The organism is Alteromonas sp. 38 (assembly GCF_902506055.1).
Lineage (GTDB): Bacteria > Pseudomonadota > Gammaproteobacteria > Enterobacterales > Alteromonadaceae > Alteromonas > Alteromonas lipotrueae.
The window spans coordinates 4,001,470-4,014,734 of sequence record NZ_LR733300.1 but is presented as its reverse complement, the minus strand read 5'-3'; the positions used below and the strand labels follow the sequence as shown (position 1 = coordinate 4,014,734).

General features: G+C 43.3%; 13 protein-coding genes. 5 read left to right on the top strand and 8 right to left on the bottom strand.

Annotation, left to right across the window (positions count from 1 at the left end; translation table 11 throughout):
* The first annotated feature begins 75 nt into the window (after nt 1-75).
* The 4 genes from FLAVO9R_RS17315 to FLAVO9R_RS17300 all read left to right on the top strand — a co-directional run bounded on the left by FLAVO9R_RS17315 (nt 76) and on the right by FLAVO9R_RS17300 (nt 4,696).
* Nucleotides 76-342, top strand: a complete 267-nt coding sequence (locus FLAVO9R_RS17315; RefSeq protein WP_057789264.1) for a DUF4212 domain-containing protein — start codon at nt 76-78, stop codon at nt 340-342.
* A 4-nt stretch (nt 343-346) separates the two neighbouring features.
* Complete coding sequence (locus tag FLAVO9R_RS17310) at nt 347-2,053, top strand: sodium:solute symporter family protein (RefSeq protein ID WP_159533362.1); 1,707 nt, start codon at nt 347-349, stop codon at nt 2,051-2,053.
* Between the two features lie 127 nt (nt 2,054-2,180).
* Complete coding sequence (locus FLAVO9R_RS17305; protein ID WP_159533360.1) at nt 2,181-4,010, top strand: DUF294 nucleotidyltransferase-like domain-containing protein; 1,830 nt, start codon at nt 2,181-2,183, stop codon at nt 4,008-4,010.
* 2 nt (nt 4,011-4,012) lie between these two features.
* The gene (locus tag FLAVO9R_RS17300) at nt 4,013-4,696 is read left to right on the top strand and encodes a 3'-5' exonuclease (protein WP_159533358.1); all 684 of its coding nucleotides are present in this window, start codon (nt 4,013-4,015) and stop codon (nt 4,694-4,696) included.
* Nucleotides 4,697-4,738: 42 nt separating this feature from the next.
* On the opposite strand, the gene FLAVO9R_RS17295 is transcribed toward FLAVO9R_RS17300, so the two are convergent.
* The 3 genes from FLAVO9R_RS17295 to FLAVO9R_RS17285 form a co-directional block, all read right to left on the bottom strand.
* Nucleotides 4,739-5,689, bottom strand: coding sequence for a GGDEF domain-containing response regulator (locus FLAVO9R_RS17295; protein ID WP_159533356.1), 951 nt, complete (start codon nt 5,687-5,689; stop codon nt 4,739-4,741).
* Nucleotides 5,690-5,809: 120 nt separating this feature from the next.
* Nucleotides 5,810-6,226: an MAPEG family protein gene (locus FLAVO9R_RS17290; protein ID WP_159533354.1), complete on the bottom strand. Its 417-nt coding sequence runs from the start codon at nt 6,224-6,226 to the stop codon at nt 5,810-5,812.
* A gap of 145 nt (nt 6,227-6,371) precedes the next feature.
* Nucleotides 6,372-6,878 (bottom strand): fasciclin domain-containing protein, encoded by a 507-nt coding sequence (locus FLAVO9R_RS17285; protein ID WP_159533352.1) that lies wholly within the window; start codon nt 6,876-6,878, stop codon nt 6,372-6,374.
* Nucleotides 6,879-7,066: 188 nt separating this feature from the next.
* Between FLAVO9R_RS17285 and FLAVO9R_RS17280 the strand changes: the two genes are divergently transcribed.
* Nucleotides 7,067-8,236: a tetratricopeptide repeat protein gene (locus FLAVO9R_RS17280; RefSeq protein ID WP_159533350.1), complete on the top strand. Its 1,170-nt coding sequence runs from the start codon at nt 7,067-7,069 to the stop codon at nt 8,234-8,236.
* A 110-nt stretch (nt 8,237-8,346) separates the two neighbouring features.
* Here FLAVO9R_RS17280 and FLAVO9R_RS17275 read toward each other — a convergent pair whose 3' ends face one another.
* The 5 genes from FLAVO9R_RS17275 to FLAVO9R_RS17255 form a co-directional block, all read right to left on the bottom strand.
* Complete coding sequence (locus FLAVO9R_RS17275) at nt 8,347-9,186, bottom strand: isopenicillin N synthase family dioxygenase (protein WP_061997909.1); 840 nt, start codon at nt 9,184-9,186, stop codon at nt 8,347-8,349.
* Nucleotides 9,187-9,371: 185 nt separating this feature from the next.
* The gene (locus FLAVO9R_RS17270; RefSeq protein ID WP_159533348.1) at nt 9,372-10,583 is read right to left on the bottom strand and encodes a NupC/NupG family nucleoside CNT transporter; all 1,212 of its coding nucleotides are present in this window, start codon (nt 10,581-10,583) and stop codon (nt 9,372-9,374) included.
* 12 nt (nt 10,584-10,595) lie between these two features.
* Entirely contained in the window at nt 10,596-11,219 is a 624-nt protein-coding gene (gene udk, locus FLAVO9R_RS17265; RefSeq protein ID WP_061997908.1) for a uridine kinase, read from the bottom strand.
* 188 nt (nt 11,220-11,407) lie between these two features.
* Nucleotides 11,408-12,346: a hypothetical protein gene (locus FLAVO9R_RS17260; protein WP_232370692.1), complete on the bottom strand. Its 939-nt coding sequence runs from the start codon at nt 12,344-12,346 to the stop codon at nt 11,408-11,410.
* A gap of 1 nt (nt 12,347) precedes the next feature.
* Nucleotides 12,348-13,208: a PhnD/SsuA/transferrin family substrate-binding protein gene (locus FLAVO9R_RS17255; RefSeq protein ID WP_232370691.1), complete on the bottom strand. Its 861-nt coding sequence runs from the start codon at nt 13,206-13,208 to the stop codon at nt 12,348-12,350.
* Nucleotides 13,209-13,265 lie beyond the last annotated feature (57 nt).

Sequence of the window (13,265 nt, the reverse complement as noted above, 5' to 3'; positions counted from 1 at the left end):
ATAATGTTAGCAAAGCCGGGCGTTAGGAAAATGTAAAAATAAAACAATTGATTAACCTGACATGAGGACGGAACAATGGCATTTAGAAATGATGACGACAAAAAAGCGTATTGGAAGGAGAACTTGTCTCTCCTTGCCAAGCTTTTAGTCGTTTGGTTTGCGGTGTCGTTTGGCGCCGGCATTTTGTTTGTCGATGTGCTAAACAATATCCACTTTTTTGGATTTAAACTGGGCTTCTGGTTTGCGCAACAAGGTTCCATTTATGTGTTCGTCGCTCTAATTTTTGTTTATATGTCAAAGATGAAGGCGATGGATAAACGTTATGGCGTAAACGAGGAGTAATACCATGGACGTTCAACTACTAACATTTATTATTGTAGGCGCAACATTTGCGCTATATATCGCCATAGCTGTATGGGCTAGAGCGGGTTCTACTAACGACTTTTACGTTGCTGGCGGCGGTGTACCTCCCGTATTAAACGGTATGGCTACCGCTGCAGACTGGATGTCGGCAGCGTCATTTATTTCAATGGCCGGACTTATATCCTTTATGGGATACGACGGCGCAGTTTACCTAATGGGATGGACAGGAGGCTATGTATTACTTGCCTTGTGTCTAGCGCCCTACCTACGTAAATTCGGTAAATTTACTGTACCGGATTTTATTGGCGACCGCTACTATTCACAGACCGCAAGAACCGTTGCGGTTTTCTGTGCCATCTTTGTTTGCTTTACTTATGTGGCAGGGCAAATGCGAGGAGTGGGCGTAGTATTTAGTCGTTTCTTAGAAGTCGACATCGTGGTTGGTGTGGTTATCGGCATGGTTATCGTGTTTTTCTATACGGTGCTAGGTGGCATGAAAGGCATTACCTATACCCAAGTTGCGCAGTTTTGCGTAATGATTTTTGCGTATATTGTGCCTGCGGTATTTATCTCTATCATGGTAACAGGCCATATTCTTCCACAAACGGGGTTCGGCGCCACGCTCGCAGATGGGTCAGGGATGCATATTTTGCAGAAACTCGACAACCTGTCGGTAGAGCTCGGATTCCATGAATATACGTCCGGCACTAAGAGTACCATTGATGTTTTCTTTATTACTTTTGCATTGATGGTAGGTACGGCTGGATTACCTCACGTTATCGTTCGCTTCTTCACCGTACCGAAAGTACATGATGCACGTAAGTCTGCTGGTTATGCACTCGCGTTTATTGCTATTTTGTATACCACTGCGCCGTCGCTGGCTGCGTTTGCACGAGTGAATATGATTGAAACCATTAACGGGCCTGAGCTAACCGGAACAAGTTACGAGCAAGCACCGTCGTGGATTAAAAACTGGGAGCAAACTGGGCTTATCGAGTTCAACGATAAGAACGGTGATGGTGTGATGTTTTACTCTGGTGATGAGCGCAACGAAATGAAAGTCGACCGTGACATTATGGTGTTGGCTAACCCAGAAATTGCGAATTTACCGGCATGGGTCATTGCATTAGTTGCCGCAGGTGGTGTTGCCGCAGCGCTGTCTACCTCCGCAGGTTTACTGCTTGTTATCTCCACATCTGTGTCTCATGACTTGTTGAAGCGCAACTTTGCGCCCAATATTACCGATAAGTCCGAGCTTTTTTATGCACGACTTGCGGCGGGTGTAGCCATTGTTATTGCGGGATACTTTGGGATAAATCCACCGGGCTTTGTGGCGCAGGTGGTCGCCTTCGCGTTCGGTCTGGCGGCATCCAGTTTCTTCCCTGCCATTATTATGGGTATCTTTAGCAAACGAATGAATGATAAAGGCGCAATTGCGGGCATGGTTGCAGGTATTGCTTTCACTGCTGCCTACATTATTTACTTCAAGTTTGTGAACCCTGCGGCAAATGTACCTGAAAACTGGTGGTTTGGTATTTCTCCAGAAGGTATTGGTACCTTGGGTATGATGGTTAACTTCCTTGTTGCTTTCATCGTGTTTAAGTTTACCGATGAGGCGCCGGAAGAAATCCAAGAGTTGGTAGAGAGCATTCGCTATCCGAAAGGCGCGGGCGAGGCATCTGCACACTAACTGTTAGAAGCTATAGTAAAACAGCAAACTGATGCTCGGCACGTGGTCGAGCCTTTTCCAAACCAACTCGTTCTAAGAGGAGACTCTAAAAGGCGAGTTGGTTTTTATCGTTTCAGGAGCATTACATATGACAGCTATTGCCCAGCAAGTCGCAGATTTTGTTGCTGCTTCAGCGCCCTTTGACACGCTCGATGTGGAATCGTTAACTGATTTACTTACCTCGGCAGAATTGCTCTATGTAACAAAAGAAAATCTAGATACCCTGATTGGGCAATCTCGCCGAATTTATCTCATTCAAAGTGGTCAGTTTTCAGTAAGTGCAGGGCAAGAAAATCCGCGTTATGTCAGCGAAGGAGACTATTTTGGTTTTCAGCGTATTTTGGATGGTAGTGATTATCCGATGGCGGTGACGGTAGAGAGCCCTGGTCTGGTGTATAGCTTCCATGAAGCACCATTTAAAGCGCTTCTTCGTTACGATAGCATCGCTACCTTTTTTAATGGTTTGAGACATGATGCGCTGCAAAATCAAGCCATTACTGAGTCTAAATCTATGTGGTTGTATAAACCACTTTATGACTTAACAGAGAAAACCCCCATTGGCACAGACGTAAATACCCCTATTCAACAAGCGGCTCAGTTGATGACGGATAACCGGGTATCTTCCCTTTTAATCACTGAAGCAGGGCAGCTAGTCGGTATCGTTACCGACAGGGATTTACGTTCCCGAGTGGTTGCTGCTGGCGTTGATCTGACGAACCCTGTTAGCAGTGTTATGACCTCGTCGCCGGCTAATGTTGCCAGTAACCTAACGTTATTTGACGCCATGGCGTTAATGACCGAAAAAAACATTCATCATTTACCTATATTAGATAAAGACAGTCAGGAACCCGTAGGTATGGTCACGGCCAGCGATATTGTCCGCCACCAACGAGGCAGCGTACTTTTTATTATTGGTGAATTGTCGAAAGCGAGCAGTTTGTACGAATTAACACGTTTAGCGTGGCAGCTACCGCATTACTTTTCTGCACACGCTAAACACGCTGGCGATTATGATATTGCGGGTAAAGTGCTTTCTCAGGCAACCGATATTATGACGCGAAAACTGATTGGGTTCTTTCAGCAAGATCACGGTAAAGCCGGTATGATGTTTTCGTGGCTAGTATATGGCTCACAAGCGAGAGAAGACCAGACAATGGGATCTGATCAAGACAACGCGCTGCTTTTAGCTGAATCGCCCACGAAAGAGCAAGCTGATTACTTTGCTGCCATGGCTGACTATGTCTGCAAGGGGTTGGCAAAATGTGGTATTAAACTATGCAGTGGTAATATTATGGCGAGCAACCCTGAGCTTCGGTTATCGCTAGAAGAAGCGGTTGAGCAAGCGCGGCAATGGGTAAATGCGCCTACCAAAGATGCCATTATGCACTTTAATATCTTCCTCGATGCACGCTGCGCTGCGGGTGATGTGGGTTTGTTTAAAACGCTACAACACCAACGTATGCCTTTGCTTAAACAAAGTTTGTTTCTCGCTGCATTGTCTCGTCATGCAAATGAAGTTTCTGTGCCCCTTTCTATGTTTCAAAAGTTTACTTATGAAAAGGGAGGGAAACTAAAAGATACGATTGATTTAAAAGTACGCGCGGTGGCATTGATAAACAATATTGTGCGTATTTATGCCTTAGCAGGAGGTATATCGGTACCTGGTACGCTTGCGAGACTATCTCTGCTGCCCGAAAATTCAGAGCTTTCAACCAAGGATGCCGCGAATTTGCGGGATATTTGGATATTTTTAAATCGCTTACGATGGCGGCATCAACTTCAGCATAACGTGGCCGATAATAGTGTGTCAGTGTCGTCTTTATCTTCCATAGAACGGCATCAACTAAAGGCATCGTTTCAAGCCATTGAAAGAGCACAGAAAGCGATTATCATGAATTTCTCTGGCGGTATGGCGTAAGTATGCTGCAATGGTTAAGTGATTGGTTATCTGGGCGTGGACAAGCGTCATTCGATAGGTTTAAAGGCGCGACCTTACAAGACACTACCCTGATGTCTATTGATTTAGAGCTGACCTCTTTAAACGCCAATGAGTCAGAAATTACCTCTTTTGGCTGGGTATGTGGGCGAAATAGTAGCATTGCTTTAGAGACTAGCGCTTATAGCATTGTGAAAACCAATGCGTCTTTAGGGCAAAGCCCCGTTATCCATGGACTTATTCAGGATAATATTGCAAAGGGCGAAAAAATAGAGGATGTACTGACTGAATTTATCGCACAGTTACCCTCGAAGGTTTTAGTTATCCATAATGCGAATTTAGATTTGGCGGTGCTAGATGCGGTATTCAGGCGCTTAAACTTGCCAGCACAAGAGGTTTACTACATCGACACCTTGCAACTTGCTTTGTATGAATTGAAAAAAAAGCATGAAGTCATTCCCCCTAATAGCGCTTCTCTAGGAGCATGTTTACTAAGGGCCGGTTTACCGGAGGTGCCTCAACACAACGCATTAGAAGATGCCATGGCAGCGTTACTCCTATGTTATGCACAGCTTGCGTCATTGGGGCTAACACAACAAAGTTGTTTGGCGGACTTGTCGCACACTAAAGCCCTCGGAAGGAAAACACTTGGGGTGGTTAAACCTTAATAAATTATCCTAGACTAGGCTTTAACATATTACTTAAGCTTCCTACTCCATTACATAGTGAGCCGTTTCCACACTACTTACGACACAATTCCTACCTTGCCCTTTTGCGGCGTATAAGTTTTTGTCAGCCCGAAGCATAGTGAAGTCGATGGTTTTGCTGTCGTCTGGTTTTTTTGTCGCAATACCAGCGCTAATGGTAACCCTTGCATGGTTTGAGTCAGCATGGGCGATATCCAAGTTGAACACGGTGGCCAAAATACGATCAGCGACCAACTTTGCGCCTTCCTCATCGGTGCAAGGTAGAATAACTAGAAACTCTTCGCCGCCCACCCGAACTAGTTTGTCCATAGGGCGCAATAAGCTATCTTTAACCGCTTTGCTAAGCTTCCATAAGCAGCTATCACCCTCCATATGCCCGTATCTGTCGTTGTAACGTTTGAAATAATCAACGTCGAAAAGTACAAGAGAAAGGGAATTATGGCTCCGCTTGCCATCTTTCATAAAGCGCGGAAGGTAGTCTTCTAAATAATGCCTATTGTATGCTCCTGTTAGCCTATCGATATAAATGAGGTTTTCTAACAGGTCTTTTTTGAGCTTATGATTGAGGTGCGCTTTAACACGATTTCGTAACGTACACGCATTAAAGGGTTTGGTCACAAAATCTACACAGCCAGAATCCCAGCATTTTGATTGGGCTTCGTCTGAGGTTGTGGCAGTGACGAAAATAATCGGAATGTCAGACTTACTCGGGTTCTCAAGCAAGGTCTTTGCAACCTGATGGCCATTCATGCCTGGCATATTAACATCCATCAGAATCAGGTCGGGCGTGTTTTCGTCACAATAAGCTAGCGCTGCTCCACCTGAAGAAACTGATGTACAACTTACCATATCACCAAGAAGGCCTTCTAAAATCACTCGAGAGCTTGCTTGATCATCTACAATTAATAAGTGGCAGTCCGATAATGTTCGTTTATTTACTTGCTCAATAAACATGTGAGTCCTTTACCTACAACGCAGCCGTTTTCAACTATTTGGAAACGTTAAACCCAGAGTAGCGCGGTGTGTGTAAAAAATGCATTAAACATAAGTTTAATTATTAACATTTTTTTATATCTATATTAACGCCATAAAGAGAAGCACATACAATATTAGGTTGATTACCAGCCCAATCATATAAAAATAGGTTCTTGGACTTGGGTTACTCTCTGTCGCTACCGCATAGTATAGTGCCATATGAACGATTCTACATAAGCCATACACCCAGACTAATATAGCCATATAAAGTGGGGCCACGCCAACGAACATGCACAGTATTGCTGGAATAATAAATTGATTTACGTTCTCAAGTGAGTTGTGAAACGTTCTATGGCTTCTAAACACAAAGCTATTGTGACTCAAGTCTTCTGCGACTTTTCCTGGTACATAAGATGATTGTTTACGATGCGCGACTGCGGCAACGATATTTTGAACTAATACCGTAAAAATGATTACCGCAAGGCCCGCGATAGCGTAGGTGTATACAGTGAACATAACTTCTTCCTTGTAAGCTGATTGATGGGTATACGAATAACAAGAAGGTTATGGATTACAAAAACATCAGTGCTGATGAGTTTTGAAGTGTTGTTTTACATGAAAGGGGGTAAGTAGCGGAAGCCCGCTACTTATCTAAAATGAACTATAGTGCTTTTTTAACTTCAGCTGGAAGTAAAACGGTATCGATAACATGAATGACACCGTTTGATGTATTTACATCGGCTTTAATGACGGTAGCGTCGTTAATCATCACTTTTCCCATGGCGGTAACCACAGTAACATCAGTGCCTTCTACGGTAGTGGCACTGGTTAACGACATAACATCTTCAGCCATCACGTTACCTGACACCACATGATAAGTAAGCACTTGTGCTAGTAATGCCTTGTTTTCAGGCATAAGTAACATCTCTACAGTGCCTTTTGGTAGCTTAGAGAACGCTTTGTTTGTTGGGGCGAATACCGTGAAAGGCCCATCACCTTTTAATGTATCAACTAAATCCGCAGCTTTAACTGCCGCCACTAAGGTAGAAAACATCTCTTTACTAGCTGCAGTATCAACGATATCTGCCTTCTTCGATTCCATATGATGCCCAGCAAATGCTGATAGACTTATCAAGCTCATCATTACTAACGGGATTAACTTAACCATAAATACCTTCCTTTAATTGTGGTAGAACATAAATTGATGTCGCGAGAATGGTTACGTGCCCTCTACCAAATATGATGATTAAGTTTACGTAATAGAAAGAGACAGGTTAGGTGCGGATGTAAATATAATGTTAAATTTCACTGGCTGCGCTATACTTCTCTAAGGTGTTAATAGGGGAGGGCTGCTTTATGTTACTTCGACAACTTATTATCGCACTACTCGTTTTATTCAGTTCAGCTATGCTAGGTTGTGCTAGCACTGCGCCTGTTGTTGCCAAGAATCCTTATCCAGCATTACACGATCATTTATTTCCAAGCTATGCGTCTTTTCCGATTGAAACGGAAGAGGAAGTCTTTGCACTAGAAGAAGATGCTCAGTTATTTGTAGACGAGGCGGTCTTTGAGTCAGGAGGAAAGACAACCAACGTAAAAGGCCTGATCTCATCAATTTTTGATCATTCTGAAATGGGGTTATTGTACCGCAGCAATGCGAATTCGATTGCTAGTGAGACGTTTTATAATCGTTCGGCGAACTGCCTTTCTTTGTCTATCATGACTTATGCTATGGCTCAGTACGCGGGCTACGATGCCACATTCTATGAAGTAGATATACCCGAATATTGGACCCGACGTGACGGCTTCAGTTTCTTAAATGGTCACGTTAACTTAACCATAAATGTACCTAAAAACCCGTTAGTGACTAACATCGGACCAAGTCGCGCAGATGTTGATTTTGACCCGCAAATGATTAGAACGCACTTCCCACGTGTACCCGTTACGAAGCGCCTTGTACTGTCTATGTTCTATAACAATAAAGGCGCTGATGCGCTTATCGCGAACAGTTATACTCGGGCATATAGTTACTTTAGGGCTGCTGCGGTGTTATCACCAGAGTTACAACAAAGTTGGGTTAATCTAGGTGTGTTGTACCGTATGGTAGATGCATTTGAAGCCGCCGAGCAAAGTTATCGTTTCGCCTTAAATATCGATGAAAAGAACCTGACAGCATGGGACAACTTGTCCATTTTGTATTACCACCAAGGGCTATTTGATAAATCAGCAGAGATTAAAGCGAGGGTAGAAGCGCAACGAAAAGAAAACCCCTTTTATCATTTCATTCTAGGGGAGCAAGCATTGGATGACGGGGAGTTTGCAGACGCATTGGAACACTTCCAGCGGGCGCTTCGCTTAGACAATACAAGACACGAGGTGCTCTTCGGGTTGGCCAAATCATATTACGAGCTAGGTGACATCAATAACGCTGAACGATATATAAAACGTGCTATTCAATTTGCGCCCAATTCGCAAGATGAGAATCGTTACATGAGCAAGCTTTCTACGATTGCTCGCAATTACTAGCTACTCGACGCATAGGTGATTACCTATTTAAAGTGGCATAAGTGTCAATAAATCGTACTAGCAAAAAAGCCACGTTAAAACGTGGCTTTATTTTAAGAGAATAGCACTCTCTAGATAACACCTAGTTCTTTCAAACGCTCTTGCAGATATGTACCTGCAGTATGACGTTCTGAAAGCTTTACATCCGGACGAGGGTGTAAGAACAGTGGTAATGAAATACGCGACTTGGTCATGTCTGCGCCATCTGGATTCACAACACGGTGAGTGGTTGATGGGAAGTAGTGACCTGAAGCTTCTTGAAGCATGTCACCGATATTCACAATCAGGCTACCAAAATCGCAAGGTACGTCTAACCAACTGCCGTCTTGCGCTTTTACTTGTAACCCAGGTTCGTTAGAAGCAGGAAGGATAGTAATAAGATTAATATCTTCGTGAGCCGCCGCGCGAATAGCATCCACTTCTTCTTCGCCACTTAAAGGTGGGTAGTGAAGTACACGTAATAGGGTCTGATCTGAATCTTTGATCATGTCGCCTAAGGGTTGGCTATATTTGTCGCTGACTTCTTCTGGCGAATGTTTCTCAATCCAACCTAAAAGCTCAGAAGCAAGCGTGTTTGCTTCTGAATAGTACTGCGATAGTAAAGGACGAAGTTCGTCAGGGCATTGACCCCAAGGGTAATAATGGAAGTACTCTTTAATATCTTTTTTCGTGAAGCCTTTGGCTACCTCTGAAACACTTTGAGGGAAGAATCCATCTTGCTTGCCTTTGTTGTAAAGGTAGTCATTTTTTTCTTCACTATCGAAAAATCCTTGCCAGCTATCGTAAATGCCTTGCACGAGTGATTGTTGAATTGGGTGGTTTTTCAATACCCCAAAGCCCGTCTCTCGTAGTGACTTAACGAATTCTTCTTGGGCGTTTTCCGCCGTGTAATCAACAGCAACTAATTGCATAACTTTATCCCGTTTATTTTGATTGCGGCATTATAAAGGTAGACGGGCCGCCAAAAAAGCTTTGGTAGTTGACTTAAATCAGTCAACGTCATCTAAGAAGCCTAATGTAATCAATGTAGACCATTTAGTCTACATTTGGGCAAAAACTTAGCCTAAAACTTAATCTAGTACTTCAATCTGACAGTTTAGCCAAGTGTTAAGTAAAAGCCTGCAAGCGCTGCGCTCATCAAGTTTGATAGCGTTGCCGCAACAACTGCTTTTAGGCCTAACTGAGCAATTTCTTTTCGGCGTGTAGGTGCCATAGCACCAATGCCACCCATCAAAATAGCAATAGAGGACAAGTTTGCAAAACCACAAAGTGCAAAAGTGACAATAGCTTGCGTTGATTCAGACAGGTTAGGTTGGTGCTCAAGGTAGTTAAGGTAAGCCACAAATTCGTTAACGACCATTTTCTGACCTATAAAGCTTCCTGCTATCTGCGCTTCTTCCCATGGAACGCCAATTGCCCATGCTAAGGGTTGAAGAATGTAACCCATAATCCCTTCAAAGGTGACGTTTTCATACCCTAATAAACCCCCTGTCCAACCCACTAGGCCGTTGAACATAGCAATTAGGGCGATGAATGCAAGTAGCATAGCGCCCACGTTTAATGCGAGTGTCATCCCAGATGCAGCACCGCTAGCAGCTGCATCGAAGACATTGGCGTAGCCGGTGTCTTCAGCGTCTATTTCGCTTAAGCCGTCTTTAGGTTCTTCCGTTTCTGGCAGAATAATTTTTGCCATCAACATACCGCCAGGCGCCGCCATAAAGCTTGCAGCGAGTAAGTATTTTAAGTCTACGCCCATACCCGCATAACCCGCCATTACTGAACCAGCAATAGAGGCTAGGCCACCTACCATCACGGCAAATAGCTCAGAACGCGTCATATGAGGTATGAAAGGGCGAACTACCAATGGGGCTTCTGTCTGCCCTACAAATATGTTTGCTGCCGCTGACATAGATTCAGGACGACTGGTTCTTAATACCTTTTGAAGGAAGCCACCAATCACTTTAATAATTAAGCCCATCACTTTTAAGTGATATAGCACCGCAATAAGTGATGAAAAGAAAACGATAACGGGCAACACATTAAAGGCGAATATAAATGCAATGGACTTATCGCCAATAGGACCAAAGAGAAAGTTAATTCCATCTTGACTGTAGGCAATGATGTTAGCAACAAACCCTGTTGCTGCTAACAGAACTTCTTTGCCAGGCTCAGAATACAGAACAAATGCGCCGATTAAAGCTTGCATAGCAAAGGCGCCACCGACAGTACGCAAACTAATGCTGCGTTTCGCCGACGAAAGCGCGAATGCAATACCTAAAAGGACTGCAATGCCCAATAAACTCACCATAATATCAATCCTTTATAGAAGCGCTTGCTGTATGTGAGATTTGATCACATCTAGAGCAATTTGGTTTTTACCACCTTGTGTAACTACTACATCAGCAGTGAACCGACTTGGCTCGATAAATTGGTGATACATGGGTTTTACCGTTTCTTCGTACTGTTTGGCAACTGACTCGATAGTGCGCCCACGCTCTTTAATATCTCGTATCATGCGGCGCATAAGACAAATATCGAGTGGGGTATCGACAAAGATTTTAACGTCATAAAGTGGCAGAAGATCTGCACGGGCAAGCAGCATAATTCCTTCAAGAATAATGACTGGCGCTGGGTTCAAACGTTCGGTGTCCGGCAGGCGAGTATGCGTTTTAAAGCAGTAGTGAGGATAATCAATAGGCTGACCATCTCTAAGTGCTTGCAAATGCGCTTTAAGCAATTCATGCTCAAAGGCGTTGGGGTGATCGTAATTGTTTTTCTCTCGTGCTTCCATGGGCAAGTGGTCTTGTGCGCGATAGTAATGATCTTCGCGAAGCACTTGCACAGGCCTTCCTTGAGCAGAGAAGCCGTTAAACAAATTTTCGGTAAACAGTGACTTTCCAGAGCCTGAAGCTCCAGAAATGGCAATAATTAAAGGCGATTGCATAATCTTAGAAAGCTGATTTTATTGGAGCAAAGATACGCGTTTAACCTCTATGAATCAATGTTATATTCATACCAATTGGTCAAATGGATCGCTATTTGCTAGCCGAATCAATAACATTCGCTTAATTTGAGCGCGTTTTCATTTCTTAATTTATTTTCATATTACGGTCATAGTTGATTAAAAAATAGCTAATTCCCTATGATTTCGACATCGTCAGGAGATAAATTTGTAAGCGCATAAGAGTGTTGTTTTGAACGAGAGCCTTCACCTTGGGCACGTGGAGGATAATAACGTTCTTTCTCCTCAGGATACAAAGCAAACACCTCATCAAGTGATGCCCTGATTTCACTTAACGTCTTGTCTAAATTAGCGTTAAAGTCTGGCCTTTTACGTTTTGTATGCCCTAACTCAATTAATCGCGAAAAAGCTTTATTGGCGAGTGTAATAAGCTCAATAGGTACATCTTTATGTGGGGGAAGCGGGTGATCTGGGTTCTCTGTGCAATATTTGACAAGCGCTGTATAAAAGCAAAGAGGCTTGTTTTGCAATATAACAACGGTGTCATTCACGCTATTCCCTAACGTCTTATCTCGTAAATTGATAACCAGTTTAGGCTTAGGTGGGGCAACTAACTCTTCACTGACAGTATGTTTTGCCTTTCGCTGTCTAGGGATTGCAAACGCTGGCGCGAGCAATACTGATATTACTAACGCCCACCAACTAAACGTTAGGTTTTGATACATGGGAAGCGATTGCATGGTTAGTGTAATTTGTTGCTCAGCGTTTTCAAATACAAGTGTATGGGATAAGCTGTATTCAGGGTAAGTTACATCAGCGCTTACCCCCTGAATTGATGCGACTCTAATAGGATAATTATCAGCCGCTAAATCTTCGTTAATAGTCGCGATATAGCGCCCCACCGCATAGGTGTTTACGGGTGTGTTTAGTGTTGCATTCCCAACATCAAGAAACGCACTGTCCAATATTATTCTTCTTTCTACATTGTCTTTCGCATTATGGCGAGCAGACTGGATACCAATAATCTGACCAAACGTACTGATGATTTGAAGTACCGCAAAGAGTATCAGTGCACAGATTAGGGTAAATGGGCGAACAGTTGACATCATACTACTCATCTTCACTACATCCATTCACGAGAACTAGGGTTTTATAATAGGGACGTGCGTGAGAATCGGCTATGTCTTTCACTACAGACTGCATGGCGCAGAGTAAATCAGTGTTTTGCATTTGCATCTTCAAAAACCATTGCATGCCGCTAACACTTTTTAATAGAGGCGTTGCATAGTTCTTGGACAAAATTTGCGCATCTTCTTCGGCCCAGTACGATGAAATAATATCAACTTCACCAGCAAGCAATGCTCTGCGCAAATCTTTGTGGGAATTGAAGTACACAATGTTCACGTTATTCTCAGTTAACCCAAGGTTTTGAAGTATGGTTTTTGGAACTATGTGCCCTGAGCGGCTGGAAGGGTAATCGAGCAGGCCAATTCGCTTGCCAAGCAAGTACTCTTTTTCAAGCAGGGGTTTTTCACGCTGAGATATAAAGAAAGCGCTGTAATTGGGGTGCGAGGCGATTAGGGTTAAACCATAAATTTGATCTGCACCGAAAGCATCTACTACATTACGTTTAATTAGCGCTAAATCGACCACTCCGTGGTTTATATATCGAAAGGTATCATAGTCGCTTTGCCCGACGATGACCCTGACTTGGCCAAATTGCCTTTTGATGATTTTGTTGTCGCATAAACGTTCTAACGCCATATTCGCGATAGACCCATCTGTGACATACACTGAAAAGGTATCTAAATTATTTTGTAACTCGGTTTGGCAGGTTAAAGTTCGACCAGTTTGAGGAGGCACAGGAATAAATTCTATTTTCTTTGAAAAATAGCCAGCGCTACCGCAAACAAGTGCGGCAATAAGGAGTATGAACCACCTTCCGGTAGCAATAATTCTGACTTTTGGCAAAAAAATAACCAAATGAGTTAGTGATTTATGTGCTGATTTCATCAGCTAAGGTTATTT

Bases quoted from the DNA above. Each gene is read 5' to 3' on its own strand.
- FLAVO9R_RS17300 (WP_159533358.1), top strand. From the start codon at position 4,013: ATGCTGCAATGGTTAAGTGATTGGTTATCTGGGCGTGGACAAGCGTCA.
- FLAVO9R_RS17285 (WP_159533352.1), bottom strand. From the start codon at position 6,878: ATGGTTAAGTTAATCCCGTTAGTAATGATGAGCTTGATAAGTCTATCA.
- FLAVO9R_RS17305 (WP_159533360.1), top strand. From the start codon at position 2,181: ATGACAGCTATTGCCCAGCAAGTCGCAGATTTTGTTGCTGCTTCAGCG.
- udk (WP_061997908.1), bottom strand. From the start codon at position 11,219: ATGCAATCGCCTTTAATTATTGCCATTTCTGGAGCTTCAGGCTCTGGA.
- FLAVO9R_RS17275 (WP_061997909.1), bottom strand. From the start codon at position 9,186: ATGCAATTAGTTGCTGTTGATTACACGGCGGAAAACGCCCAAGAAGAA.
- FLAVO9R_RS17270 (WP_159533348.1), bottom strand. From the start codon at position 10,583: ATGGTGAGTTTATTGGGCATTGCAGTCCTTTTAGGTATTGCATTCGCG.
- FLAVO9R_RS17260 (WP_232370692.1), bottom strand. From the start codon at position 12,346: ATGATGTCAACTGTTCGCCCATTTACCCTAATCTGTGCACTGATACTC.
- FLAVO9R_RS17290 (WP_159533354.1), bottom strand. From the start codon at position 6,226: ATGTTCACTGTATACACCTACGCTATCGCGGGCCTTGCGGTAATCATT.
- FLAVO9R_RS17310 (WP_159533362.1), top strand. From the start codon at position 347: ATGGACGTTCAACTACTAACATTTATTATTGTAGGCGCAACATTTGCG.
- FLAVO9R_RS17315 (WP_057789264.1), top strand. From the start codon at position 76: ATGGCATTTAGAAATGATGACGACAAAAAAGCGTATTGGAAGGAGAAC.
- FLAVO9R_RS17295 (WP_159533356.1), bottom strand. From the start codon at position 5,689: ATGTTTATTGAGCAAGTAAATAAACGAACATTATCGGACTGCCACTTA.
- FLAVO9R_RS17280 (WP_159533350.1), top strand. From the start codon at position 7,067: ATGTTACTTCGACAACTTATTATCGCACTACTCGTTTTATTCAGTTCA.